Source organism: Oceanicella actignis (assembly GCF_900111545.1).
Lineage (GTDB): Bacteria > Pseudomonadota > Alphaproteobacteria > Rhodobacterales > Rhodobacteraceae > Oceanicella > Oceanicella actignis.
Genome location: NZ_FOHL01000003.1, coordinates 289,593 through 315,323 on the forward strand (window position 1 = coordinate 289,593; position 25,731 = coordinate 315,323).

General features: G+C 72.0%; 21 protein-coding genes, 1 tRNA gene and 1 other RNA gene. 10 read left to right on the forward strand and 13 right to left on the reverse strand.

Translation table 11 applies throughout. The features are described 5' to 3' along the window. Positions 1-68 precede the first annotated feature (68 nt). From BMW67_RS06605 to BMW67_RS06620, 4 genes are read right to left on the reverse strand one after another with little or no spacing between them, the layout of a single operon-like run. Positions 69-1,682: an ABC transporter ATP-binding protein gene (locus BMW67_RS06605; protein ID WP_072746309.1), complete on the reverse strand. Its 1,614-nt coding sequence runs from the start codon at positions 1,680-1,682 to the stop codon at positions 69-71. A gap of 10 nt (positions 1,683-1,692) precedes the next feature. Continuing rightward, positions 1,693-2,796, reverse strand: a complete 1,104-nt coding sequence (locus BMW67_RS06610) for an ABC transporter permease (protein ID WP_072746308.1) — start codon at positions 2,794-2,796, stop codon at positions 1,693-1,695. Beyond that, positions 2,793-3,884: a microcin C ABC transporter permease YejB gene (locus BMW67_RS06615; RefSeq protein WP_072746307.1), complete on the reverse strand. Its 1,092-nt coding sequence runs from the start codon at positions 3,882-3,884 to the stop codon at positions 2,793-2,795. Before BMW67_RS06615 ends, BMW67_RS06610 begins: the two co-directional genes overlap by 4 nt. Positions 3,885-3,916: 32 nt before the next feature. After that, positions 3,917-5,809 (reverse strand): extracellular solute-binding protein, encoded by a 1,893-nt coding sequence (locus BMW67_RS06620; RefSeq protein WP_072746306.1) that lies wholly within the window; start codon positions 5,807-5,809, stop codon positions 3,917-3,919. Positions 5,810-6,040: 231 nt separating this feature from the next. On the opposite strand from BMW67_RS06620, the gene BMW67_RS06625 reads away from it, so the two are divergent. Next, positions 6,041-6,862: a helix-turn-helix transcriptional regulator gene (locus tag BMW67_RS06625; RefSeq protein ID WP_083581144.1), complete on the forward strand. Its 822-nt coding sequence runs from the start codon at positions 6,041-6,043 to the stop codon at positions 6,860-6,862. Between the two features lie 49 nt (positions 6,863-6,911). Here BMW67_RS06625 and BMW67_RS06630 read toward each other — a convergent pair whose 3' ends face one another. Further along, positions 6,912-7,430, reverse strand: a complete 519-nt coding sequence (locus tag BMW67_RS06630) for a c-type cytochrome (RefSeq protein WP_072746304.1) — start codon at positions 7,428-7,430, stop codon at positions 6,912-6,914. A gap of 162 nt (positions 7,431-7,592) precedes the next feature. Here BMW67_RS06630 and BMW67_RS06635 point away from each other — a divergent pair, with 162 nt between their 5' ends. Further along, positions 7,593-8,507, forward strand: a complete 915-nt coding sequence (locus BMW67_RS06635) for a prephenate dehydratase (protein WP_072746303.1) — start codon at positions 7,593-7,595, stop codon at positions 8,505-8,507. A gap of 40 nt (positions 8,508-8,547) precedes the next feature. Here BMW67_RS06635 and BMW67_RS06640 read toward each other — a convergent pair whose 3' ends face one another. Further along, positions 8,548-8,730 (reverse strand): hypothetical protein, encoded by a 183-nt coding sequence (locus tag BMW67_RS06640; protein ID WP_072746302.1) that lies wholly within the window; start codon positions 8,728-8,730, stop codon positions 8,548-8,550. A 188-nt stretch (positions 8,731-8,918) separates the two neighbouring features. After that, complete coding sequence (nudC, locus tag BMW67_RS06645) at positions 8,919-9,893, reverse strand: NAD(+) diphosphatase (RefSeq protein WP_072746301.1); 975 nt, start codon at positions 9,891-9,893, stop codon at positions 8,919-8,921. A gap of 679 nt (positions 9,894-10,572) precedes the next feature. On the opposite strand from nudC, the gene ffs reads away from it, so the two are divergent. The 3 genes from ffs to BMW67_RS06665 all read left to right on the forward strand — a co-directional run bounded on the left by ffs (position 10,573) and on the right by BMW67_RS06665 (position 13,049). Continuing rightward, positions 10,573-10,671, forward strand: an RNA gene (gene ffs / locus BMW67_RS06655) — signal recognition particle sRNA small type. A gap of 152 nt (positions 10,672-10,823) precedes the next feature. Further along, entirely contained in the window at positions 10,824-12,698 is a 1,875-nt protein-coding gene (locus BMW67_RS06660; RefSeq protein WP_072746299.1) for a DNA polymerase III subunit gamma/tau, read from the forward strand. A gap of 6 nt (positions 12,699-12,704) precedes the next feature. Further along, the gene (locus tag BMW67_RS06665) at positions 12,705-13,049 is read left to right on the forward strand and encodes a YbaB/EbfC family nucleoid-associated protein (RefSeq protein ID WP_072746298.1); all 345 of its coding nucleotides are present in this window, start codon (positions 12,705-12,707) and stop codon (positions 13,047-13,049) included. Between the two features lie 18 nt (positions 13,050-13,067). On the opposite strand, the gene BMW67_RS06670 is transcribed toward BMW67_RS06665, so the two are convergent. Further along, complete coding sequence (locus tag BMW67_RS06670) at positions 13,068-13,907, reverse strand: fused DSP-PTPase phosphatase/NAD kinase-like protein (protein ID WP_125458979.1); 840 nt, start codon at positions 13,905-13,907, stop codon at positions 13,068-13,070. 95 nt (positions 13,908-14,002) lie between these two features. Further along, a tRNA-Cys gene (locus BMW67_RS06675) sits at positions 14,003-14,076 on the reverse strand. A 606-nt stretch (positions 14,077-14,682) separates the two neighbouring features. Between BMW67_RS06675 and BMW67_RS06680 the strand changes: the two genes are divergently transcribed. From BMW67_RS06680 to BMW67_RS06690, 3 genes are all read left to right on the forward strand, one after another. Further along, the gene (locus BMW67_RS06680) at positions 14,683-15,336 is read left to right on the forward strand and encodes a protein-L-isoaspartate O-methyltransferase family protein (protein WP_072746297.1); all 654 of its coding nucleotides are present in this window, start codon (positions 14,683-14,685) and stop codon (positions 15,334-15,336) included. A 148-nt stretch (positions 15,337-15,484) separates the two neighbouring features. Next, the gene (locus tag BMW67_RS06685; RefSeq protein WP_072746296.1) at positions 15,485-16,915 is read left to right on the forward strand and encodes a TolC family outer membrane protein; all 1,431 of its coding nucleotides are present in this window, start codon (positions 15,485-15,487) and stop codon (positions 16,913-16,915) included. 63 nt (positions 16,916-16,978) lie between these two features. After that, on the forward strand, positions 16,979-17,668 hold the full coding sequence (locus BMW67_RS06690; RefSeq protein WP_072746295.1) for a hypothetical protein: 690 nt from the start codon (positions 16,979-16,981) through the stop codon (positions 17,666-17,668). 366 nt (positions 17,669-18,034) lie between these two features. On the opposite strand, the gene BMW67_RS06695 is transcribed toward BMW67_RS06690, so the two are convergent. Next, on the reverse strand, positions 18,035-19,183 hold the full coding sequence (locus tag BMW67_RS06695; protein ID WP_072746294.1) for a type III PLP-dependent enzyme domain-containing protein: 1,149 nt from the start codon (positions 19,181-19,183) through the stop codon (positions 18,035-18,037). A gap of 148 nt (positions 19,184-19,331) precedes the next feature. Between BMW67_RS06695 and BMW67_RS06700 the strand changes: the two genes are divergently transcribed. Together BMW67_RS06700 and BMW67_RS06705 are read left to right on the forward strand one after the other, a co-directional pair. Continuing rightward, positions 19,332-19,769, forward strand: a complete 438-nt coding sequence (locus tag BMW67_RS06700; RefSeq protein ID WP_072746293.1) for an Lrp/AsnC family transcriptional regulator — start codon at positions 19,332-19,334, stop codon at positions 19,767-19,769. A gap of 74 nt (positions 19,770-19,843) precedes the next feature. Then, positions 19,844-22,654 (forward strand): valine--tRNA ligase, encoded by a 2,811-nt coding sequence (locus tag BMW67_RS06705; RefSeq protein WP_083581143.1) that lies wholly within the window; start codon positions 19,844-19,846, stop codon positions 22,652-22,654. 242 nt (positions 22,655-22,896) lie between these two features. On the opposite strand, the gene BMW67_RS06710 is transcribed toward BMW67_RS06705, so the two are convergent. The 3 genes from BMW67_RS06710 to BMW67_RS06720 all read right to left on the reverse strand — a co-directional run bounded on the left by BMW67_RS06710 (position 22,897) and on the right by BMW67_RS06720 (position 25,720). Then, complete coding sequence (locus tag BMW67_RS06710) at positions 22,897-23,349, reverse strand: MarR family winged helix-turn-helix transcriptional regulator (protein WP_072746292.1); 453 nt, start codon at positions 23,347-23,349, stop codon at positions 22,897-22,899. A gap of 650 nt (positions 23,350-23,999) precedes the next feature. Continuing rightward, positions 24,000-24,935 carry a helix-turn-helix domain-containing protein gene (locus tag BMW67_RS06715; protein ID WP_072746291.1) on the reverse strand — a complete coding sequence of 312 codons (936 nt, stop codon included), beginning with the start codon at positions 24,933-24,935 and terminating at the stop codon, positions 24,000-24,002. Beyond that, positions 24,932-25,720, reverse strand: a complete 789-nt coding sequence (locus BMW67_RS06720; RefSeq protein WP_072746290.1) for a uracil-DNA glycosylase family protein — start codon at positions 25,718-25,720, stop codon at positions 24,932-24,934. Before BMW67_RS06720 ends, BMW67_RS06715 begins: the two co-directional genes overlap by 4 nt. Positions 25,721-25,731 lie beyond the last annotated feature (11 nt).

The window sequence follows — 25,731 nt, forward strand, 5'->3', positions numbered from 1 at the left end:
GCGCGCCGGGCGCCGAGAGCATGCGGCGCGGGCGCGCGATCATGGCGACCCTGCGGCCCCTCGGGGCTTCAGCCGCCCCTGCCGGGGTCCGAGCCGGCGCGCCCGCCGAAGGCCGCCTCGAACAGCTTGCGCGTGTAGGGATGGCTGGGGGCCGAGAACACCTGATCCGCCGGTCCGGCCTCGACCACGTCGCCCGCGCGCATCACCATTACCTTGTGCGCCAGCGCCCGCACCACCTTGAGATCGTGGCTGATGAAGATGTAGGCCAGCCCGTGCCGGCGCTGCAGATCGCGCAGCAGCTCGACGATCTGCGCCTGCACGGTCATGTCCAGCGCCGAGGTCGGCTCGTCCAGCGCCACGAGCCGCGGCTTGAGGATGATCGCCCGCGCCACCGCGATGCGCTGGCGCTGGCCGCCCGAGAACTCGTGCGGGTAGCGGTCCATCATGTCGGGGTCGAGCCCGACTTCGGTCAGCGCCTCGGCCACGGCCTCGCGCCGGGGGCGGTCCTTGTCGAGCCCGTGCACGCTCAGCCCCTCGGCGACGATGCGCTCGACCGACATGCGCGGGCTGAGCGAGCCGTAGGGGTCCTGAAAGACGATCTGCATCTGCCGCCGCAGCGGCGCCATGGCGCGCGATTTCAGCCCGTCGATGCGCTTGCCCATGAACACGATCGGCCCCTGCGAGGGGATCAGCCGCGTCAGCGCCAGCGCCAGCGTCGTCTTGCCCGAGCCCGATTCGCCGACCACGCCCAGCGTCTCGCGCGCGCGCAGCGTCACGTCGGCGCCGTTGACCGCCTTCACATGCCCGACCGTGCGCCGCATCAGGCCGCGGCGGATGGGGAACCACACGCGCAGCTTCTCGGCGCGCAGGATCTCGGGCGAATCGGCGGGCAGGGGGTCGGGGCGCCCGGCCGGTTCGGCGTCGAGCAGCGCGCGGGTGTAGGGATGGCGCGGGTCCGAGAAGATCTGCGCGCAGGGGCCGCGCTCGACGATCTCGCCCGCGCGCATCACGCACACCCGGTCGGCGATGCGCCGCACGATGCCCAGATCGTGCGTGATGAACAGCATCGACAGCCCTTCTTCGCGCTGCAGCCGCGCCAGAAGGTCCAGGATCTGCGCCTGGATGGTCACGTCGAGCGCGGTGGTCGGCTCGTCGGCCACCAGCAGCCTGGGGCCGTTGGCCAGCGCCATGGCGATCATCACGCGCTGGCGCTGGCCGCCCGACAGCTGGTGGGGATAGTCGTCGAGCCGCTTTTCGGGCTCGCGCAGCCCGACCTTGGCCAACAGGTCGATCACCCGCGCGCGCGCAGCCGCCCCGGTCAGGCCCTGGTGCAGGGCCAGGCACTCGGAGATCTGGCGCTCGACCGTGTGCAGCGGGTTGAGCGAGGTCATCGGCTCCTGGAACACGAAGGCGATGTCGTTGCCGCGCACGCGGCGCAGCGCGCTTTCGGGCGCGCCGATCAGCTCGCGCCCCTCGAAGCGGGCCGAGCCCGAAACCTGCGCGCCCTCGGGCAGCAGCCCCACCAGCGACAGCGCGGTGACCGACTTGCCCGAACCGCTTTCGCCCACCAGCGCCACCGTCTCGCCGCGCGCGACGTCGAAGCTGACGCCGCGCACGGCGCGCGTGCGCCCCTCGCGCGTGACGAAGTCCACGCTCAGATCGCGCGCCTCGAGCAAGGTCATGGGCGGCTCCTCATCGGAAGATCTTGCGCGGATCGAAGGCGTCGCGCACGGCCTCGAACACGAAGACCAGCAGCGACAGCATGATCGCGAAGGTGAAGAAGGCGGTGAAGCCCAGCCACGGCGCCTGAAGGTTGTTCTTGCCCTGCAGCGCCAGGTCGCCCAGCGACGGATAGCTGGGCGGCAGGCCGAAGCCGATGAAGTCCAGCGTCGCCAGCGTCGAGATGGACGAGGTCAGAATGAAGGGCAGCATGGTCAGCGTCGCCACCATCGCGTTGGGCAGAAGATGGCGGCGCATGATCGTCCAGTCGCCCACGCCCAGCGCCCGCGCCGCGCGCACGTATTCGAAGTTGCGCGCGCGCAGGAATTCGGCGCGCACCACGCCCACCAGCGCCGTCCACTGGAACAGCGACAGAAGGAACAGCATCGACCAGAAGGTGGGCTCGACGATGGCGGCGATGATCATGATCAGGAACAGCACCGGAATGGCGGACCAGATCTCTTCGACGCGCTGGAACGTCAGATCGACCCAGCCGCCGAAATAGCCCTGCGCCGCGCCCGCGAAGATGCCGATGACCGAGGACAGCGCCGTCAGCGCGAAGCCGAACAGCACCGAGATGCGGAAGCCGTAGATCACCCGCGCCAGCACGTCGCGCGCCTGGTCGTCCGTGCCCAGCCAGTTGACCGAGTCGGGCGGCGAGGGCGCCTGCGCAACCTGATAGTTGATCGTGTCGTAGGAAAAGGGAATGAGCGGCCAGACGATGCGCCCCGCCCGCCCGCCCTCGGGCAGGTCGCCGGCGCGCGCGCGCGCGATCAGCCCCTCGGGGTCGTCGAAGCACTGCCGAAGTCCGCCGGTCAGGATCAGGCACTGCACCTCGACCGAGCGGTAGTCGGCCTCGGTCTCGAAATCGCCGCCGAACTCGGTCTCGGCATGGAATTCGAAGATCGGGAACATCGCCTGCCCGCGATAGACGACGAGAATGGGCTTGTCGTTGGCGACGAACTCGGCGAACAGCGAGATGACGAACAGCGCCAGGAAGATCCACAGCGACCAGAAGCCCCGGCGGTTGGCCCTGAAGTTGCGCCATCTGCGGCGCTGCAGCGCGTCCAGCTTCATGTCTCGCGGCTCTCGAAATCGATGCGCGGATCGATCCAGACATAGGTCAGGTCCGAGATCAGCTTCACGAACATCCCCATCAGCGAGAACAGGTAGAGCGTGCCGAACACCACCGGGTAGTCGCGGTTGACGACGCTTTCGAAGCCCAGGAGCCCCAGCCCGTCCAGCGAGAACACGATCTCGATCACGAAGGCGCCGGTGAAGAAGATCGACACGAACGCGCCCGGAAAGCCGGCGATGACGATCAGCATCGCGTTGCGGAAGACGTGGCCGTAAAGCACCTGCCGCTCGCTCAGGCCCTTGGCGCGGGCGGTGACGACGTATTGCTTGCGGATCTCGTCCAGGAACGAGTTCTTGGTCAGCAGCGTCAGCGTCGCGAAGCCCGAAATGGTCATCGCCGTCACCGGCAGCGTGATGTGCCACAGATAGTCCAGCACCTTGCCCGCCAGGCTCAGCTGGTCCCAGTCGTCCGAGGTCAGCCCGCGCAGCGGGAACCACTGCACGTAGCTGCCGCCGGCGAAGAAGATCAGCAGAATCACCGCGAACAGGAAGCCGGGGATCGCATAGCCGACGATCACCACCGCCGAGGTCCAGGCGTCGAAGGGCGTGCCGTCGCGCACCGCCTTGCGGATGCCCAGCGGGATCGAGACCAGGTAGCTGAGCAGCGTCGTCCACAGACCCAGCGAGATCGAGACGGGCATCTTCTCGAGGATCAGGTCGATGACCGAGATCGAACGGAAATAGCTCTCGCCCAGATCGAAGCGGGCGTAGTTCCACACCATCTGGACGAAGCGCTCGGCGGGGGGCTTGTCGAAGCCGAACTGGCGCTCGAGCTCCTTGATGAATTCGGGGTCGAGCCCTTGCGCGCCGCGATACTGGCTCTCGGCGCCGGGGGCGGCGGCGGGGCCGCCCGCGTCCGACCCGCCGCCCGAGAAGCGGTCGGTGGCCGAACCGGCGTCGGTCAGCTGGGCGATGATCTGCTCGACCGGGCCGCCGGGGGCGAACTGGATCACCACGAAGTTGATCAGCAGGATCCCCAGCAGGGTGGGGATCATCAGCAAGAGGCGGCGCAGGATGTAGGCGGACATGGCTCAGCCCTCCGCCGCGGCGCGGGGCGCGCTCACAGCGCGCCCTCGGCCCTGAGGCGGGCGGCCTTCTCTTCGTCCCACCACCACAGGCCGATCACCCCGCGCGCGAAGGGCGGCTTGACCGGCGGGCGGCCGAACACGTCCCAATAGGCGACGGTGTGGCCGCTCTTGTGCCAGTTCGGAACCCAGATGTGCAGCGACCGCAGCGCGCGGTCCAGCGCATGCACGGCGGTGGTCAGCTCTTCGCGCGAGCGGGCCGAGACGACCTTCTCGATCAGCGCGTCCACCGCCGGGTTGGCCAGCCCCGTCAGGTTCGGCGCGCCGGGTTGATCGGCCCCGGCCGAGCCGAACATGTTGCGCAGCTCGGGCCCGGGCGTGAGCGACATCACGAAGCGGCCCGGCACGATGTCGAAGTCGAAATTCTTGACCCGCGCCTGGTATTGCGCCGCGTCCACGATGCGCAGGCGCGCGTCGATCCCCATCTTGCGCAGGTTCTCGATGAAGGGGCCGATGATGCGCTGGAAGGTGGGGCTGTCGTCCAGGAACTCGATGCTCAGCACCTCGCCCGCCGCGTTGCGGCGCAGCCCGTCGCGCACCTTCCAGCCCGCCGCGTCCAGCAGCTTCATCGCCCGGCGCAGCAGGCGCCGGTCGCTGCCCGATCCGTTGCTGACCGGGGGCGAATAGGGCGGCCCCTCGAGCGCGGCGGGGGGCAGATGCGCCGCCAGCGGGCGCAGCAGCGCCAGCTCGGCTTCGCTCGGCGGGCCCTCGGCCTCGAGCGGCGAGTTCTCGAAGAAGCTGTCGGTGCGCCTGTAGAGGCCGTGGAACAGGGTGCGGTTCGACCATTCGAAATCGAAGCCCAGCGCGATCGCCTCGCGCACGCGCGGGTCCTGGAACTTGGCGCGGCGCAGGTTGAACCAGAAGCCCTGCGTGCCCGAGGGCGTGCGGTCGGGCAGGATCTCGCGCTTGACCCAGCCCTTCTCGACGGCCGGAAAGTCGTATCCGGTCGCCCAGATCTTCGAGAAGAACTCCTCGTGAAACAGGAAGGCGCCGGCCTTGAAGGCCTCGAAGGCGGCGGTGTAGTCCTTGAAATACTCGAAGCGGATGCGGTCGAAATTGTAGGCGCCGCGCATCGCGGGCAGGTCGCGCGCCCAGTAGTCGTCGCGCCGCCGGTAGGTGATCGAGCGCCCGGGCTTGACCTCCTCGACCTCGTAGGGCCCCGACCCCAGGATCGGCTCGAGCGAGGACTGCGCGAAGTCGCGCCCCTGCCACCATGCCTTCGAGAAGATAGGCAGCGAGCCCACCAGCGCCGGCAGATCGCGCGTCAGCGCGCCGGGGGCGAAGTCGTAGCGCACCGCGTCGGGCGCCTCGACCGTGACCGAGGCGACGTCGCGCAGCCGCAGGCGGATCGAGGGCGAGCCCTTGTCGCGCAGGATCTCGAAGCTGAAGGCCACGTCCTCGGCCGTCAGGGGGCTGCCGTCGGCGAAGCGCGCCTCGGGCCGCAGGACGAAGCGCACCCAGGAGCGGTCGGGGGGGTAGACGATCTCGCGCGCGACCAGGCCATAGGCCGAGTCCGGCTCGTCGGCCGAGGAGGTCAGCAGCGAATCCAGCGTCAGCCCCACGCCCTGCGCGGGCTCTCCCTTGAGGATGAAGGGGTTGAGGCTGTCGAAGGTGTTCGAGCCGCCCGTGCCGCGCCCCGACCAGATCCCGCCCTTGGGCGCGTCGGGGTCGGCATAGTCGAAATGGGCGAAGTCCGGCGGGTATTTCAGGTCGCCGAAGGCCGAGATGCCATGCGCATGGATCAGCCCGTCGGCCTGCGGGGCGGGGACGAAGGGCGCCTGCGCGGCCGCGGGCGCGGCGACGGCGGCGGCAAGGGCGAGCGCGCCCAGCCCTGCGCGGGCGATGGCGCGGATGAAACGGCCCGTCATGCGATCCTCTCCCTGTTGGGCGCCGCGCGGGCGGCCTGCGCAAGCGCCTTGTCCAAGCATGGTTAGGGCGCGCGGGCGCGCGTTTCAACCCGCCCGGGGCGGGGCGGGGGCGGGGCGGGTCGGGGCCACGGCTCTTGTCTCGAAATGAAAACCCTATACAATTGTTCGGATAGATTGGCGTAAGCCGTGCGTTTGACGCGGCGTGAAGCTAATTCATTATGGGGGAGCGGCATGAGCTCCTATTCTAAGGCGGGTTTCCTGCCGAATTTTCTGCCCGACGCCGACGCCATACCATCCGACGATCCAGCGGCGCAGGCGATGTTCGCTCTGAACGCGCTGCGGGAAATGACCGAAAGCAAGAAGCTTTCGGACAGTCAGGAGCGCTTCGCCTCCTTGCTCGAAAGCCTTGGCTATTCGGGATTCGTCTTCGGCGCGCTGTTTCGCGACGGCGCCGACATGGCGTTCGAGCCGATCCTGATGCGCGGGGCGATGACCCCGGTGACCGAGATGCACGCGCATCAGAACCTGATCCGGGGCGATCCGATCATCGCGCGGGCCTACCGCGCGGCGGCGCCGTTCACCTGGGCCGAGTTCTACCGCCAGCGCGAGGCGGCGGACGAGCCGGGCGCGCGCGCTGTGATCGAGAACCTTCTGGCGCACGGCGTCACCTGCGGAGCCACCTTTCCCTCGGCTTCTCCGGGTTCGATGTTCCATGCGGTGCTGTCGGTCTCGGGGCCGGCGGGCATGACCTCGGAAGCCTTCGAGACGCAGTTCTGGCGCACCGCCTGGCTGGCGCGCGCGGCGGCGACGCTGCTCAAGGACCTGATGCTCAAGGAAGTCATCGACAGCCGCGTCTCGCGCCTGACGCCCAGCGAGGTGGCGGTGATGAACGAGCTGGCGAAGGGGCTGCGGCCTCAGCAGATCGCGCAGATCTTCGGCAAGTCGGAAAAGACCATCCGCAACCAGATCACTTCGGCCAAGGCGCGGCTTGGGGCGCGCACGCGCGATCAGGCGCTCAGCTACGCTCTGGGCTTCGGCCTGATCCAGCCCTGAGCGGGGCGGGCGCCCGGACGCGGGTCCGGGCGCGCCGCAATCGTAGGGGTCACTGCGCCTGCACGGACTGCAGGTAGGCGATCAGGTTCGCGCGGTCCTCGACCTTCTTGAGGCCGGCGAAGCTCATCTTGGTGCCGGGGATGTAGTCCTTGGGCTTGGCCAGGAATTCGTTCAGCGCCTCGGGGGTCCACTCGCCGCCATGGCTGGCCATGGCCGCCGAGTAGTTGAACCCCTCGACCGCGCCCACGGGGCGGCCGACCACGCCTTTCAGATGCGGGCCGGTGGCGTTGGTCCCGTCAAGCTTGTGGCAGGCCTTGCACTTGCCGAACACCTTCTCGCCCTTGGCGGGGTCGGCCTGGGCCAGCAGGTCGGCGAAGGGAACTTCCTCTTCCTTGGCCGCGCCCTCGTCGCCGCCTTCTTCGACCGCCAGGGCGTAGGCGTAGTGGTGTTCGCCGTCATGGCCGCCGCCGCCGCGATAGATCAGCTCCGAGAAGAAGCCGAGCCCCATATACACCAGCAGCGCGCCCACGGCGGCGCCGAAGAATTTGTTGAACTCCATCGTGTCCATGACAGGCGGCCCTCTGCGTTGGAATGCGGGCGCGCGCCCGCGGCAATGCTCGCGGGTTATTAGCCGCTTCCCGTTCCTTCCCGCAAGTCGTATAAGCGCGACCTGTCGTCCGACCGCGCCGCAAGGCCCACCGAGAAGCCCCGCCGAGGCAGGAGCCCCGCCGTGTCCCAGACCGCCGCGCAGACCGCGAACCGCGTCAGCCTTCCCGCCCATGCCGCCGCCGGGCGGATCGCCTTTCAGGGCGAGCCGGGCGCCTATTCGCACATGGCCTGCCTCGACGCCTTTCCGGCCATGGAGCCGCTGCCCTGTCCGACCTTCGAGGCGGCCATCGCCGCGGTCAAGTCGGGCGAGGCCGAGCTGGCCATGCTGCCGGTCGAGAATTCGACCTACGGGCGCGTGGCGGACATCCATTCGCTGCTGCCCGATTCCGGGCTGTTCATCGTCGGCGAAACCTTCGTGCCCGTGCGCATCCATCTGCTGGGGCCGCGCGGCGCGCGCCTCGATCAGGTCGAAGAGGCGCAAAGCCACGCCGTTCTGCTCGGCCAGTGCCGCGAGTTCCTGCGCAGCCACGGCATCCGTCCGGTGATCGGCGCGGACACGGCCGGCTCGGCGGCGCAGATCGCGCGCGAGGGCGACCCGCGCCGCGCGGCGCTGGCCTCGGCGCTGGCGGCGCAGATCAACGATCTCGAGGTGCTGGCCGAAGACGTGCAGGACGCCTCGCACAACGCCACGCGCTTTCTGGTCATGTCGCGCCGCAAGATCGAGGCCGAGCCCGACGCGCCCCATGTGCTGACCAGCTTCGTCTTCGAGGTGCGCAACGTGCCCGCCGCGCTTTACAAGGCGCTGGGGGGCTTTGCGACCAACGGCGTGAACATGGTCAAGCTCGAAAGCTACATGGTGAACGGGTCCTTCACCGCGACGCGCTTCTACGCCGACATCGAGGGCCATCCCGAGCAGCGCCCGGTGCGGCTCGCGCTCGAGGAGCTGGGCTTCTTCACCAACGAGGTCAAGATCCTGGGCGTCTATCCCGCGCACCCTTACCGCGACACGGTGCGCCCCGCCGCGGCGGGGCGCTGAGGCCGGGCCGCGCGCGCCGCGAATCGCCTCGCGCCTCGGTTCACGATTCGCGGTTGCCGCGCAGCTCCTTGCAGATCTCCTCGATCCGGCGCCACAGGGTCGCCTCCTCGGCGTGCCCGGCGCTTTCGGCCTCGGCCGCGCGCCGCGCCGCCGCGGCGATCGCCTTGGGGCCAAGCTGATCGAACAGCGCCTGGGCCTTGATGGTGGCGGTTTCGACGGTCATGGCTCGCCTCCGTTGATCGCTTGGGGATCGGGCGTTCAGCCCATGGGCGAGCATAACACGCTTCGGGCGCCGCACCCAAACGGCGGCCGCGACGGCGCAAGCCGGGCGGGAGAGCGAGGTCGGGCGCGTCGGGCGGGCGGCTCGGGTCAGGCGGCGCGGGCCAGAGGGCGCGGGCGAGGCGGGCCGAATCACTCGAAGGGCGGCACGCGGCCCTCGACCCAGGCCTCGATCAGGCTGCGGGCGATGGCGCCGGGGCGCGCGGGCGCGATCCGCGGATGGCGTCCGGCCAGCGCCTGCGCCGCCTCGGCGCGCGTGATCCACAGCGCCTCTTCCAGCTCCTGCTCGTCCAGCGTGATGCGCGCGTTCAGCGCCTCGGCCGCGCAGCCGATCATCAGCGAAGAGGGGAACGGCCAGGGCTGGCTGGCCAGGTAGCGCACGCGCCCCACCCGCACGCCGGTTTCCTCCATGGTCTCGCGGCGGACGGCGGCCTCGATGCTCTCGCCCGGCTCCATGAAGCCGGCCAGCAGCGAATACATGCCCTCGGGCCAGAAGGGCTGGCGGCCCAGGAGGACCTGGTCGCCCCGTGTCACCAGCATGATGGTCACCGGGTCGGTGCGCGGGAAATGACGCGCGCCGCAGCCGTCGCAGGCGGTGCGCCAGCCGCCATGCTCGGGGCGCGTGGGGGCGCCGCAGCGGGCGCAGAACCGGTGCGTGCGCCGCCATTCGAGCACGCCCTTGGCGGTGGCGGCGTCGGCGGCGTCCTGCGCGTCGAGCCGGGCCATCGCCAGGCGCAGGTCCATGAACCCCATATGCGGCGGCAGCGAGGGATGGCGGTTGACCGTGCGGTCCGCCAGTCCGCCGGGCGCGGGGGCCTCGGGGGCCTGCCAGGCGGAAACGTCCAGCGCGAAGCACCCCTGCTCGTCCGACAGGCCCAGGAAGACGGGCGCCTCGGCGCTCTCGGCCAGCAGCGGCGCCCCGGGCGAGAGCCAGGCCAGCCGCAGCCCCTCGGGCTCTTCGGCCACCAGCGGCTTGCCCCTCCAGAGCGGCAGGATGAACGCCCCCGGCGCCCGCAGCATCGCCGCAAGCGCGGCGTCGTCCGCGCGCAGGCGGTCGGCGCGATCGCGCGCGCCTGCGGCGAAGGTGATGGCGGCTTCGTCGATCATGCGCTTCGTCCCGTTCCCTGCCGGCGCGCCCTGGGCATCGATCATGGCCGCGCGCGGCCCCGCAGCCTTGCCGCGCCGCCGCCCGCCGGGCGCGGAGCTTGCCCCAGCGCGCCGCCCCCCGCAAGCGCAGCGCGCGGCGGGGCGCGCCGCCGACCTCTTGCGCGGCCGCCCGCAAGGGACGGCGCGGCCCGAGCGCGCGAAGGATGGGCGGGATCGCCCGGCGCGGCCGGCGGCGCGGGGCTGGGCGATCGGCGCCTGATTTCGGCTGCCCGGCGCGCAGGGCGCGGACGCCCGCATGGGGCGCGGCGGGACTGGAGCGCGGCGGGGCTGGGGCGAGGCGCGCGCACCTCTGCCCGCGCGCAATCGCGCGAAGGCCCCGCATCGGCATCGCGCCGGCCTCGCCGGTCCGTCGGCCGCCGGGGCGGGCGGGCGCGGGGCGGCCTTGGCGCGGCCGGCCCGACATGGCGGCAAGACGCGCGTGGGTGGGCGCGCAAGCGCCGGGCGCGGCAAGGCGAGCATGGCGGCGCAACGACGGCGCGGCGGCCGCCGGGCGCGCGCGGGCGCCGTCCTCGTCCCCGCGCCGGCGGGCGCCATCCTCGTCCCCGCGCCGACGGGCGCCATCCTCGTCCCCGGCGCCGGCGGGCCTTGCCTTCGGCCCCCGCCGGCATTATGTCAGCGGCGAGAGACTGGCGCGGGCAGGCGCCTCGCCAACCCGGTCAGGTCCGGAAGGAAGCAGCCGTAACGAGCCTCGTCTGGGTCGTTGTCCAGTCTCTCACCCAGCCCTTTCCGGCAAGCGCGAGCATCTTCGCCAGGGCGCGGCGCGCTCGCTTGTGGCCGGGCGGCGCGCGGCCTATGGTCCGCCTGTGGCGCCGAGGCGCCGACGCGCCCCGCGCGGGCGCGATCAGGACAGGAGCCGAGCGAGATCCGCCCATGACCGACCCGCACGCCCCGGCAGACGTCGACGCCGCCCCCGCCGCCGATCCGAGCGCCGGCTATCAGGTTCTTGCGCGCAAGTATCGGCCCGCCAGCTTCAAGGATCTGATCGGGCAGGAGGCCATGGTGCGCACGCTGCGCAACGCCTTCGCCGCCGACCGCATCCACCACGCCTTCGTCATGACCGGCGTGCGCGGCGTGGGCAAGACGACCACCGCGCGCATCATCGCCAAGGGCCTCAACTGCGTCGGCCCCGACGGGACCAACGACCGCCCCACGGTCGAGCCCTGCGGCGTCTGCGAGCCCTGCCGCGCCATCGCCGAGTCGCGCCATGTGGACGTGCTCGAGCTGGACGCGGCCACCAACACCCAGGTCGAGAAGATGCGCGAGCTGCTGGCCGGCGTGCCCTACCGGCCGGCCGACGCGCGCTACAAGGTGTACATCATCGACGAGGTGCACATGCTCTCGACCAGCTCCTTCAACGCGTTGCTCAAGACGCTCGAGGAGCCGCCGGCGCATGTGAAGTTCATCTTCGCCACCACCGAGATCCGCAAGGTGCCGGTGACGGTGCTGTCGCGCTGCCAGCGATTCGACCTGCGGCGCATCGACCCCGAGACGATGATCGCCTTTCTCGACTCGATCGCCCGCAAGGAGGGCGCGCGCATCGCGCCCGAGGCGCTGGCGCTGATCGCGCGCGCGGCCGAGGGCTCGGCGCGCGACGCGCTGTCGCTGCTCGACCAGGCCATCGCCCATGGCGGCGGCGAGGCCGACGCCGAGCAGGTGCGCGCCATGCTGGGGCTGGCCGACCGCGGTCGCGTGCTGGACCTGTTCGAGGCGGTGATGCGCGGCGACTGCGCCGCGGCCCTGGCCGAGCTGGGCGCGCAATACGCCGCCGGCGCCGAGCCGCTGGCCGTGCTGCGCGACCTGGCCGAGGTCACGCACTGGATCTCGGTCGTCAAGATCTCGCCCCAGGCGGCCGAGGACCCGGCCATCGGCCCGGACGAGCGCGCCCGCGGGCTGGAGCTGGCGGGACGCCTGGGGCAGCCGCCGCTTCTGCGCATGTGGCAGATGCTGCTCAAGGCGCTGGACGAGGCCGCCGCGGCGCCGAACGCCATGATGGCGGCCGAAATGGCGATCATCCGCCTGACCCATGTGGCCACCATGCCCACGCCGGCCGAGATCATGCGCCGGCTCGACGCCGCCCCCCAGCCCGGCGCGCCGGCGCCTTCGGGCGGGCCGGGCGGGGGGGCGCGGCCCGCCGGCGCCGCCTCGGCGGGTCATGCGGGCGCGCCGGCCGGCGGCGCGGCGGTCGGATCCGCGGCGCCGGCCCAGCGCGCGGGCGCCGCGCCCCAGGCCGCCGCGCGGGCCGAGCCCGCGGCCCTGTCCGACGCCGTGGCCGGGCTGCGCAGCTTCGACGACGTGGTGGCGCTGATCCGCGCGCGCCGCGACGCCAAGCTGCTGGTCGAGGTCGAGACCCATGTGCGGCTGGTCAGCTACCAGCCCGGGCGCATCGTGTTCGAGCCCGCCCCCGAGGCGCCGCCCAGCCTGGCCGCCGATCTGGCGGCGCGGCTTCAGGCCTGGACCGGGGCGCGCTGGGTGGTGGCGGTCGAGGGCTCGGGCGGCGGGCCCACCATCCGCGAGCGCCGCGACGCCGAGCGCCGCGACCTGCACGCCGCGCTCATGCGCCATCCGCTGGTCGGCGCCGCGCTCGAGCTGTTTCCCGGCGCCGAGATCCGCGAGGCGCGCGCCTTTGATGCGGGCGGGGACGATCCGGGCGCGCTGGCGCCGCTGGCGCCGGCCGAGGACGAGGCCCCCGATTTCGGCGACGCCGACTGGGACGACTGGGATCCCGTCGATCGATACGAGGAGTGACGAGACATGTTCAAGGGACTTGGGCAGCTTGGCGACATGGCCAAGCTGATGAAGCAGGCGCAGCAGATCCAGGGGCGCATCGCCGAGGCGCAGGAGCGCCTGGCCTCGATCGAGGTCGAGGGCGAGGCCGGCGCCGGTCTGGTGCGCGCGCGCTGCACGGCCAAGGGCGAGCTGACGGGCGTCAGCATCGACCCCTCGCTGTTCCGCCCCGAAGAGCGCGAGGTGGTCGAGGATCTGATCGTCGCCGCGGTCAAGTCGGCGCAGGAGGCCGCCGCCGCCGCCGCGCGCGACGAGATGGCCAAGGCGACCGAGGGGCTGGACCTTCCGCCCGGGGTCAAGCTGCCCTTCTGAACGCGGCGGGGCGCGCTGCTATTCGCGCCCCAGCACGCGATCGACCAGGAACGCCCCGAAGCCCGAGCTGCGGAACTCGCGCCGCATGGCCTCGCGGTCGTATTCCGTGCGCACCCATTGGCGAAACGGCACGCCGCGGCGCTCGGCCTCGGCGGCGCGCTCCATGAACAGGTCGAGCACGCCCGTCGGCCCGATCTTCAGATGCCCGTAGCGCAGCGACAGCTGCCCGCGCGCCTCGGCCACGCTGCGCCCCTCGGCCAGGATCAGCCACAGCGCCGCCATGAAGCCCGCCCGGTCGGCCCCCGACTTGCAATGGAACAGGACCGGGCGCTCGACGCGGGCGACCAGCTCTTCCAGCGCCAGCAGCTCTTCGACCTTGGGCAGATCGCGCGAGCGCAGCACGAATCGCTCGAGCGTGACGTCGTTGCGCGCGCAGGCCTCGCGCTCGAGCGGCAGCGAGCCGAAGATCACGCCGCCGCGCAGCGTGATGACCGTGCGCAGCCCCTGCCGCGCCAAGCGGTCGATGTGATGGGGCAGGGGCTGGGCGCTGCGCCAGGCGTCGCGGCCGACGCGGTGCAGGTTCGGATGGATCAGCCGCAGCGCGCCGTGATCGACGAACAGCATGTTGAGCCATGCGTGGATGCGGCGGCTCGTCGTCTCGATGGGCGCGCCCCAGCGCGCGCGCGCGCGGTTCGCCCGCCGCAGCCGCCGGCGCGTGCGCGCGGGCAGCGAGGGATCCTCGGGGTCGCGGCGCGGCGGGGGCGTTTCGAACTGCGTGGCGCGGCGGCGCGGCGGCGAAGCCTCGCCCGGCGCCTGCTGCGTGGCCTTCGGCGCCGGAGCGGCGTTCGGATCGGTCATTCGTCTGTCCCGAAAGCGATCTTCGCGTGCGATCCGGCGTTCTCGCCGGTCTGGTCGGCCGAGCCGAGCGCCGACGGGCGGCGCGCTCGGGGCGCTGGAGGCGACGACCGGAATCGAACCGGTGTACACGGATTTGCAATCCGCTGCGTAACCACTCCGCCACGTCGCCGCAGCGCCCCGTCCGAGCGTGGCCGTCATATAGCCGCGCCCCGCGCCCATGTCCAGCGCCCGCGCGCGGGGCGGCCGCCGGCGAATGCCGGCGCCACGCCGACCGCCAGTCCCGACGCCCGCGCGCGAAGCGCGTAGTCCCGACGCCCGCGTGCGGAGCGCGGAGGCGAGACGACCCCACAGGTTCGCGCGCTTGCATCCCGTCTCCCGGGCGCAGGGGCGGCCGCCGGCGCGAAGGCTGGCCGACGGCGTGGCCGCGCCCGATGCCTGCGCGGGCGGCGCCTGGCTTGCGGCGCCGCGCCGCCAAGCTCGCCCGGGGCCCGCCATTAAGAGCGAACATCCAGACCTCGCGCCGCCGGGCCCGCACGGGTCCGGCGCGAGGCGCGGCGACGCGACCCGCAGGCGGCTTGCGCCGGACCCGTGCGGGCCCGGCGGGGCGGGGGCCGGCGGCCGCGTTCGGACTTGCGCCCTCGCCGGCGCGCGGGCGGGGCCGCCGATCCGCCGGGCGCGGCCCGCCTCGGCCTTCGCCGCCTTGGCCGCATGGACAGACGGCGCGTGCTGTGGCAAAGCGTTCGCGTCCGTGTTCAACGCACAGCGGGAGTCCCCGATGACCGACTTCGAAGCCGCCCGCGTCGCCATGGTCGACAGCCAGGTCAGGCCGTCGGACGTGACGAGCCTGCCCATCATCGAAGCGATGCTCCACGTCCCGCGCGAGCGCTTCGTGCCCGCCGCCCTGCGCCCCGTCGCCTATGCGGGCGAGCATGTGCGCCTGTCCGAGGGGCGGGTGCTGCTCGATCCGCGCGTCTTCGCCAAGATGCTGGACGCGGCCGAGATCGGCCCCGACGACCTCGTGCTCGACGTCGCCTGCGGCTTCGGCTACTCGACCGCCGTCATCTCGCGGCTGTGCGCGGCGACTGTCGGGCTCGAAAGCGACGCGGCCATGGCCGCCCGCGCGGCCGAGCTGCTGGCCGAGCTGGAATGCGACAACGCGCAGGTCAAGGAAGGCCCGCTGGACCAGGGCGTGGCCGAGCACGCGCCCTATGACGTCATCTTCGTCAATGGCGGGGTCGAGGTGATCCCCGATGCGCTGGCCGCGCAGCTGCGCGAGGGCGGGCGCCTGGTCGCCATCGAGATGCGCGGCGTGATGGGCAGCTGCGCGGTGTGGACGCGCGCGGCCGGCACGCTCAGCCGGCGGCGCATGTTCGACGCCGCCGCGCCCGTGCTGGAAGGCTTCCGCAAGGCGCCCGAGTTCGTGTTCTGAACATCGCGCGGCCCCGCGCGCGGGGCCGGCGGCGCGGCTTTTGACCTTGGACAGCCGCGCGCCATCCCGCTATCGTGACTGCCAAATCCGCCCGCAAGGGGCGCGCCGCCCGGCGCGCCGCTAGGGCCGACAGCCACGAGGCGAGAGCATGAGCAAAAGCTTGGGCAAGAGCGCGCTGCGCATCGGCGCGGCGCTTGCGGCCGTCCTGGCCGCGCCCCATCCAGCCGCGGCCGAGACCCTGGCCGACGCGCTGGCCAAGGCCTACGCCTTCCACCCGCGCCTGGCCTCGAGCCGCGCGGCCCTGCGCGCCGCGGACGAGGGCGTGACGCAGGAGCGCGCGCGCGCGCTGGGCGAGATCGACGGAACCTATTCCTACACCGTCTCGAACAGCTCGGGCTTCCGCCGCATCGTCGGCTCGCGCCGCGATTCGTCCGATCGCGACACCTTCGACACGCTGTCGCTGGGGATCAGCGGCGCCATTCCCATCTACTCGGGCGGGCAGATCGAGAACGCCATCGCCGGCGCGCAGGAGAATGTCGGCGCGCAGCGCGCCTCGCTGCTGGCGGTCGAGCAGGAGGTGCTGCTGGCCGCCGTCACCGCCTATGAGGACGTGCGCCGCGACCTGCAGCGCGTCGCGCTGGCGCGCAACAATGTGCGCGTGATCTCCGAGCAGCTGCGCGCCGCGCGCGACCGCTTCGAGGTAGGCGAGGTGACCCGCACCGACGTCAGCCAGGCCGAGGCGCGCCTGGCCTTCTCGCGCTCGAACCTGGCGGCGGCGACCGGCACGCTGGCGCGCTCGCGGCAGGCCTACGTGGCCGCGATCGGCGAAGAGCCGGTCGACCTGGCCCCGCCGCCGCCCCTGCCCGATCTGCCCGATTCGCTCGAGGCGGCGCTGGCCCTGACCGAGGCCGCGCATCCGCGCATGGTCGCCGCCCGCCGCGCCGTGCGTCAGGCCCAGTTCGCCGTCAAGCAGGCGCTGGGCGCCGCGCTGCCCACGCTCAACGTGACCGGCGGGGTCAGCTACGAGAACGACCTGACCACCGGAGCCAGCACGACCGGCGAGACCCTTTCCGCGCAGGTGGGGCTGTCGGGGCAGGTGCCGCTGTGGACGGGCGGGCGCAACGCCTCGCTGGTGCGCGCGGCGCAGGCGCGCCTGGCGCAAGCCCAGGCCGAGCTGCACGACGTCGCGCGCCAGCTGCGCCAGCAGACCTCGGTGGCGTGGGCGAATCTCGACGTGGCGCGCGCCTCGATCCGCGCCGCGCGCGAGCAGATCGAGGCCGCGCGCATCGCCTTCGAGGGCGTGCGCGAAGAGGCGACGCTGGGCGCGCGCACCACGCTCGACGTGCTCAACGCCGAGCAGGAGCTCAACTCGGCCCGCGTCTCGCTGGTCGAGAGCCTGCGCGACGAATATGTGGCGGCCTATCAGCTGCTGGCCGCGGTCGGGCGGCTGACGGTCGCGCATCTGGGCCTTGACGTCAGCCCCTACGACCCCGACGCCTATGTCGAGCAGGTGCGCGCCGCGCCCTACGATTACCCGCGCGACGACAGCGTGGCCTGGTCCAGCCCCTGGCGCCCCTGACGCGGGCGCACGGGCCGGGGTCGGGCCGCGCCGAGGCGCGCGCCGCAACAGACGAGGAACGTCATGCAGGACGACGACAAGAAGGGGCCGGGCGCGGACCCGCTCGACGCCATCCGCCGCATCGTGAGCGAAGAGCTGGGCCGTCCGCCGCTGCCGCCGGCGCAGGCGATCCGCCGCGCGGCCGATCCGGCGCCGGCCCCCGCCCGATCCGCCCCGCCGGCCCCGCCGTCATCCCGGCCGTCATCCCGGCCGCCATCCCCGCGCGACGAGGATGACGACGATGTGCTGGTTCTGACGCCGCAGATGCGCCGCGACCGGCCCGAGGCGGACGAGGGCCCGGCTGCCGAGGGTCCGGCGGACGAGGCGCCCGCGCCGGGCGACTCGCCGCTGCGTCTGCGCGCCTCGACGACCATCGCCGCGGAGGGCGCCGCGCCCTTGCGCGCCACGGCCGACGCCGCGCCCGCGGCGCGTGGCGGCGGCGACGAGGGCGCGGCGCGGCTGCGCGCGACCATGGCGGCGCGCGATTCGGACGCCTCGGACGAGGATGACGCCGACGCGGCGTCCGAAGCGCCGCTGACCCTGTTCGCCGAGCGCGACGATGACGAGCGCGTCGCGCAGATGAGCGTCGCCGAGCTGCGCGAGCTGGTGCGCGACGTGCTGCGCGAGGAGCTGGGCGGCGCGATGGGCGAGCGCATCTCGGCCAACATCCGCAAGCTGGTGCAGATCGAGGTGCGCCGGGCGACCGGCCGCTGACGCTGGGGACGGCGGGTGCGTGGGGCTGGGCTGGCGCGCCCGGCCGCGCCGCGGGGCGGACGCGCAAGGCGGCGCGGGGCCTTGAATTCCGGCGTCGCGACGATCGTCTACCCATGACGTCGCCGCCCATGAATGGCCCGGAGCCTGGCGCGGCCGGCGCATCGGCCGCGCGCGGCGCCAGGATCAGTGGCCAGGATCAGGGGGGGCGGGATCGGCGGGCGGCTCGACCCTGGCCGTTGCGGCAGGCGCCGCGGTCAAGACGCTTCGCCGCCGCCATTGCGGCGGCGCATTGCGCTTGCTTGCCCCCGGGGCCGCCGCGCGCGGCCCGTCGATCGGATCCGGTCGGCCGGACCAGGTCAGCCGCGCTCAGACTGGCCGAGGCGCCGAGACGGTCGCGACGCGCGTCGGGCCATACCCGTTGAAGCGCGTCACCGTCGCCATGCCGTAGGCCCCCAGCCCCTCGAACAGCACGAAATCGCCTTCGGCCAGATCGTCGGGCAGGGCGGGCTCGCCCGGCAGGCGGTCGACGCTGTCGCAGGTCGGGCCGAAGACCACGCGCGGGCGCGGCGCGCCGCGGCGCGGGCGCCCGGACGGGTCCAGAACCCGCATGCGCGTGGCCGAGCCCAGAAGCGGCGCTTCGGCCAGGGCGCCGTAGATGCCGTCGTTGAGGAACACCGCGCCATCCTCGCGCACCAGCTTGACGCGCGTCGCCACGCTCATGCAGTCGGCGGCCATGGCGCGGCCCGGCTCGCAGGCCAGCGGCGGGACCTGATCGCCGAAGGCGCGGCGCGCGGCCTCGGCGATGGCGGCGAAGTAGTCCTCGAGCGCGAAGGCCTCGTCGCCCGTGCGCCGGGCGGGGAAGCCTCCGCCCACGTTCAGCTGCGCCAGCCGCACGCCGGCCATGCGCGCGATGCGCGCGGCGGCCTCGATGTAGATGCGCCAGGCGTCGGGGTTCAGGCACTGCGTGCCCGGATGGAAGGTCAGCGCGGGCGCGAAGCCCGCCGCCGCCGCCTCGGCCAGAAGGCGCGCCGCGGCCTCGGGCTCGGCGCCGAACTTGGCGCCGAAATCATAGGCCGCGCCCTTGGCGGGCATGCGGAAGCGAACCGAGATCTGCACCCCCTCGGGCGGCAGGACTTCGCGCATCTTGGCCAGCTCGGCGGCGCTGTCGCAGGCGAAGACGCGCACGCCGCGGCGATGGGCGAAGGCCAGCTCGGCGCGCGATTTGACCGGGTTGTGATAGTGCAGCCGCGCATCGGGCGCGAGGGACAGCACGGTCTCGATCTCGTCGGGCGAGGCGACGTCGAAGGCGCGCACGCCCGCCTCGAGCAGCGTCGCCAGCACCTGCGGGTGCGCGTTGGCCTTGACGGCGTAGGTGGTCAGGCCGGGGAAGCCGTCCAGAAAGCGCCGCGCCTGCGCCTTGAGGGCGGCGGGCGCGAAGATGAAGACCGGCTCCTCGGGCGCCTCGGCGGCGAGGAAGGTCACGGCGTCGGGCCAGATGATCGGTGCGTGAAGCATCGCGGCGTCTCCTCGCGTCGGCTGCGGCGGGCCTTGGGCGGGCCTTGTTTCAAGTGGACGCGCATTTGCAGCCGAAATCGACCGATGAAAAGACGCAGATCGACCGAAAGCATTGGCGATTCGCCGGAAATGCGATAAAATCACCGACATGGAGACTCTGGACGACATCGACCGCAAGCTTCTGGCCCTGCTGCGGCGCAACGCGCGCACCCCGGCCTCGGATCTGGCCCGCCGCGCGGGCGTCGCGCGCAGCACCGCCCAGGCCCGCATCGAGCGCATGGAGCGCATGGGCGTCATCCGCGGCTACACCGTGCGCACCGACCCGCACGCGGCCGAGATGATCCGCGCCTATGTGCTGATCCAGGTCGAGCCGCGCCGCGCCGCGGCCGTCGCCGCCGCGCTCGAGCGCATGCCCGAGATCGAAAGCCTGCACACCACCTCGGGGCGCTTCGACATGGCCGCGCAGGTGGCCGGGCGCACCACCGCGCTGCTCGACCGCGCGCTCGACCGCATCGGCCTGGTCGAGGGCGTGCGCGGCATGGAGACGCTGGTCCAGCTCTCGACCAAGGTGGACCGGCGCGCCTGAGCGGCTTCCATCGGGCGGCCGCGCGGGGTAAACAGCCCGCCAGCCCCATGCATCCGAGCCGGAAAGCCGAACCCATGACCATGGACAAGACCTTCGACGCCAAGACGGCCGAGCCCGAGATCTACGCGCGCTGGGAAGAGGCAGGCGCCTTCCGCGCCGGCGCCAACGCCTCGCGTCCCGAGACCTTCTCGATCGTGATCCCGCCGCCCAACGTCACGGGTTCGCTGCATATGGGGCACGCGCTCAACAACACGCTTCAGGACATCCTGGTGCGCTGGAAGCGGATGCAGGGCTTCGACGTGCTCTGGCAGCCGGGCCAGGACCATGCGGGCATCGCCACGCAGATGGTGGTCGAGCGCAAGCTGGCCGCCGAGGGCCAGCCCTCGCGTCGCGAGCTGGGGCGCGAGAAGTTCCTTGAAAAGGTGTGGGAGTGGAAGCGCGAGTCGGGCGACACCATCATCCGCCAGCTCAAGCGCCTGGGCGCCTCGTGCGACTGGTCGCGCAACCGCTTCACCATGGACGAGGGTTTCCACGACGCGGTGCTGCGCGTGTTCGTCGGCCTTTACAAGGCGGGGCTGATCTATCGCGACAAGCGGCTGGTGAACTGGGATCCGCATTTCGAGACGGCGATCTCGGATCTCGAGGTCGAGCAGGTCGAGACGCGCGGCGCGCTCTGGCGGCTGCGCTACAAGCTGGCCGACGGGCTGACCTACCGCCACCCCATGGTGCGCGCGGGCGAGGGCCCCGACGCGCCGCTGCGCGGCTGGACCCCGGCCGACGGCGAGCCCGATGCGTGGGAGGCGCGCGACTACGTCGTCGTCGCCACCACGCGCCCCGAAACCATGCTGGGCGACGTCGCGGTGGCCGTCTCGGCCGATGATCCGCGCTATCGCGACCTGATCGGCAAGGAGCTTGTGCTGCCGCTGGCCAACCGGCGCATTCCCATCCTTGCCGACCAGCACGCCGACCCGACCAAGGGCACCGGCGCGGTCAAGATCACGCCCGCGCACGACTTCAACGATTTCGAGGTCGGCCGCCGCCACGGCCTGCCCATGATCAACGTCATGGACACGCGCGCGCGGCTGGCGCTGGAGGGCAACGAGGATTTCCTGCGCGCCGCCGCGCCGACCCCCGAGGCCATGGCCCTGCACGGGCTCGACCGCTACGAGGCGCGCAAGCGCATTCTCGAGCTGGCCGAGGCGCAGGGCTGGCTCGACGGCCGCGACGAGGAGGTGCACGTCGTGCCCCATGGCGACCGCTCGAAGGTGGCGGTCGAGCCCTTCCTGACCGACCAGTGGTTCGTCGACGCCAAGGCGCTGGCCGCCGAGGCGCTGGCCGCGGTGCGCGACGGGCGCACCGTGTTCCACCCCCGCAGCTGGGAGAAGACCTACTTCCAGTGGCTCGAGAACATCGAGCCCTGGTGCGTTTCGCGCCAGCTGTGGTGGGGGCATCGCATCCCCGTCTGGTATGGCCCCGACGGCACGCCCTTCTGCGAGGCGTCCGAGGACGAGGCGCGGGCCGCCGCCGAGGCCCATTACGGCCGCCCCGTCGCGCTCGAGCGCGACCCCGACGTGCTCGACACCTGGTTCTCGTCGGGTCTGTGGCCCATGGGCACGCTGGGCTGGCCCGAGGACACGCCCGAGCTGCGCCGCTACTACCCGACCTCGGTGCTGGTGACGGGCTTCGACATCATCTTCTTCTGGGTCGCCCGCATGATGATGATGGGCCTGCACTTCATGAAGGACGCGCAGGGCCGCCCGCAGGTTCCCTTCCGCGACGTCTACGTCCACGCGCTGGTGCGCGACGAGAAGGGCAAGAAGATGTCGAAGTCGGTCGGCAACGTGATCGACCCGCTCGACCTGATCGACGAATACGGCGCCGACGCGGTGCGCTTCACCCTGGCGTCGATGGCGGCGATGGGGCGCGACATCAAGCTGGCGGTGGGGCGCGTGGCCGGCTACCGCAACTTCGCGACCAAGCTTTGGAACGCGGCGCGCTTTGCGCAGATGCATGGCTGCAAGCCCGATCCCGCCTTCGACCCGGCCGCGGCGCGGCTGCCGCTCAACCGCTGGATCGCGGGCGAGACGGCGCGCCTGCGCCGCGACGTGGATGCGGCGCTGTCGGACTACCGCTTCAACGATGCGGCGGGCGCGCTCTACGCCCATGTCTGGGGCGTGGTCTGCGACTGGTATGTCGAGATGGCCAAGCCCATCCTGACCGGCCCCGACGGCGCCGAGAAGGACGAGACCCGCGCCGCCATGGCCTGGGCGATCGACCAGTGCCTGATCATGCTGCACCCCTTCATGCCCTTCGTGACCGAGGCGCTGTGGGGGCAGATCGCCCCGCGCGACAAGATGCTGATCCACGCCGACTGGCCCGCCTGGGGCGCCGAGCTCGAAGACCCCGCCGCCGATGCCGAGATCGGCTGGATCATCGCGTTGATCGAGGGGGTGCGCTCGGTGCGGGCCGAGATGAACGTGCCGCCTTCGGCGAAGATCCCGCTGACGCTGGTCTCGGGCGGCCCCGAGGCCGAGGCGCGCATCCGCAAGAGCCTGCCGCTGATCTCGCGCCTGGCGCGGATCGAGACGTTCTCGGTCGCCGACGCCGCGCCGCGCGGCGCGGTGACGCTGACGCTCGAGGGCGCCGAGGTGTGCCTGCCCCTGGCCGGCGTGATCGATGCGGGCAAGGAGAAGGCGCGGCTGGAAAAGGCGCTGGACAAGCTGCGCAAGGAGATCGCCGGCCTCGAGAAGAAGCTGTCCAACCAGAGCTTCCTCGCCAAGGCCCCCGAAGAGGTGGTCGCCGAGCAGCGCGAGCGTCTGGAGGCCGCGCGCGACGAGGCCGCGCGCCTTGAGGGCGCGGTGGCGCGCGCGGCGCAGATGGTCTGACCGGCGCGCCCGCGCCGGCGTCTTCCCCCGCGGGCCCGCGGGTCGTCATGGGGGCGCGCAAGGGGCGCATCAGGCCCGGCCTCTCCCGCGCGGCCGCGGGTCGCCGCGGGTCAGGGTCGGACCCTGCGCTTGCGCGGCAGGTTTCGATCTGCGCGTCTGCGCGGCGGCCGGCCGCTCTTGCGCCGCGGGGCGATCGGTCGGCGGCGTCTCGCCCGAGCTGCGCGGCGCCGGGCGTGGGCGGATCAGTCCGCCTCGGCCGGCGCGTCGCGCAGGCTGGCCAGCAGCTTGTCCAGCGCGCGGTCGAAGGCGGCGGCCTCTTCGGGGGCGAGGGCGGCGCGCATGCGGCGCTCGAAGGCCAGCGCCTTGGGCGCGATCTCGTCCATCAGCCGCCGCCCCGCCGGGGTCAGCGACAGCGCCACCAGGCGCCGGTCTTCGGGATCGGGGGCCTTGCGCACATAGCCCGCCGCCGCCAGCCGCGCCGCCGCGCGCGAGACCTTGGACTTGTCCATGTCCACGCGGGCGTGGATCTCGCGCACGGAAACCTGCTCGACCTGCGACAGGTGGCACAGCACCCGCCATTCGGGGATCGAGATGCCATGCTCGGCGCCGTATATCGCCGCCAGCTTGCGAGAGGCGGCGCTGGCCAGCACGGCAAGCCGGTAGGGCAGGAAGTCGTCCAGAATGAATTCGGTCACGGCGCGTCCGGGCTGATCGCTGCTTCTCCAATGAAGTCACGGATGGCGCGCCGGATCAAGGCGCGCGGCCCGAGGCGCCGGCCATGTCGAACGGGCGCGAACGGGTCCGGCGCCCGCGCCCGCGCGATCCTGTCGGAGCGCGACGGCGGCGGGTGGGACGCCGGCTGGAGAGGCGCCGGCTCTCCTGCCCGGGGGCGCTCGGGAATCGCCAGCGAGATCCGCCCCCTCCCTTCTCCGTCAGAGCCGATGAAACTCCGCAACGGGCGAAGGGCGCGGAGTTTTCCGGGCGTCCGCGCGCCGATCCGCTCCGGCGGCGCCCGGCGGCCAATCTCGCGGACTTCGGCTTGCGCCGAGCCTCGAGGAACAGCCGGTCGTCCTGCGCTTTCGCTTCCCAAGGCGGCAGGCCTGCCCGCGGCGCCCCGTCCGAGTCGCTCATGCTTGCGGAGATCGCCGACGCTCCGCATCTGCGGGCCATCGATGAATCGGATGATCGCCGTGCGGTGAATCACGTTCTTCTCGCCTCCGCGCAGGTCCGCGCCGGATACGATCCGCGCCCTCCCGCATCGGGGCCACCCGGGCGACGCCGGCCAGGCCGAGTTGCAAGGTGGCGGCGTTTGCCGGGACGCGATCGGCGCCAGCCAGAACGGGCCTCATCCCGTTTCCAAAGCCAGGATGTGCTTGACGGCCGCCGCGGCGAGGTCCGGCTCGGGCAGCCGGAGGGTTCTGGCCAGGGCGCGCAAGGCATCGATGTCCGGCGCAACGCGACGACCATGAAGAAGGTCGTCGAGCCATCCCGCATCGAGGCCGGCTTTCGCGACCGCGGCCGATGCATCAAGGCCCCGCAGCTCCATGATCCGGGCAACGGCTTCGGGAAAGCTCAGATCCGGATCATGCAGCATGCCGACGCTGGCGAGGTCGGGGCCGTCTTCCGCCGCTTCCTCAAGCTGGGGGATGAAGCCGCGCCGCCGCGAGAGCCAGAGCCTGGCATCCGCATTGGCAAGGGTGAATCCGGTTCCCTCGAGTCTGGAGCGCGCGTGGCCCCGTCTCTTTTGGAGCTTGAAGCCCTCCTTGCTCAGCGAGGTGCGCACAGCCGGCACGGTCATGTTCGCCAGCAGCGAGAGCTGACGAATGTCCATGTCCCACTGCCAATCCTTGTCCAAAAGCGCGAAGCGGGCGAAGAAGGTTTCGAGCATGCGCCGCAGCGGGAAGTCGTTGAGCGTGCAGAACGGCGATGGCTGGGCGTCCGCGTCCGTTTCCGGAAAACCCTGCAGAAGGCCATCGACCTCGTGCCATGTGCTGAGAACGGCGAAACGGTCCTGCGGGCGGCATTGATAGGCGTAATCATATGCCACGCGCGCATGGTAATGGATCTCGTGGCGCGTGATATCGATCGCGGCGATCTCTTCGCGCGTCAGATCCTGAACGTCCACGAAGCCGTCTCCGTCGAGGCCAAGATAATCGCGCACCGTTCGCCCGTCATCGTCCGGCCCGAAGGCCGCGAGGATGCTTGCCTGACACAGGATTGCGTCACGGATCTGCTCTTCGATCTGATCCCAGCTGTAAGGGATTTCTCCGGTCTTGTTCATGCGGACTCCCCTTCGCGCGTTGCCATCTGTTCGGAAAGACGGGCGAATGCCTCGATCAGCGGCCCGGGCCGTGTTCTGGGCGAAGCGTCCTCGGGGCGTTTTCGGCCAAGGAAGACGGCGACCCGCTCGGCATTCGCTCCGCTGGGGTGGGGCATGCCGGCGAGCACGCGCGAGCCGCGCAAGAGGCCGGCCTGAACCAGGTGCGCCGCTGCGGCCTCGGCCTTTGCGCCAAGCGGCAGCCAGAGCGCATCCGGCAGCAGCCGGGCTTCTTCCGCCAGCCAGGTTTCGACCATGCGCCGCAGAATCGGGGTTTTCAGCATGTGCGGGGTGCCGTTGTAGTTCTTGCCGTCGACGAGGACCGGGTAGCGCAGGGCCGAGGTGAAGTGGACATCGGTCGACCCCGGGCGGAACAGCTCTGCGGCGCTGGTCAACCCGAAACGCCGCGCCACGCCGATGGCGTCCAGCATCGCCACAAGGTTCGCGCGCGTCGCCCCGCCGCTGAAGCTTGCCGTCATCTTCGCCTTTTCAAGAACGGCCTCGATCGGCAGGCCGGCATCGCGCGCTTCGACGGCGGCGTTCACGGCGTTGACCGCCTGCGTCAGGCCAGGGGTGATGCCCAGGATGACGAGGCGCGCCGTGCGGACGATGTGATCGAACGGGGCGTAATGGACGCTCACGCGGCCGTCCTGCGCCAACAGAAGGTTCTTCTGGCGAGCGAATTCCTCGTTCCTCGTGGGGGTCAGGGTTGGAAGGAGCATTCTTGCAAGCGTCAGGTCTTGTTCCATGGGTCTCAACC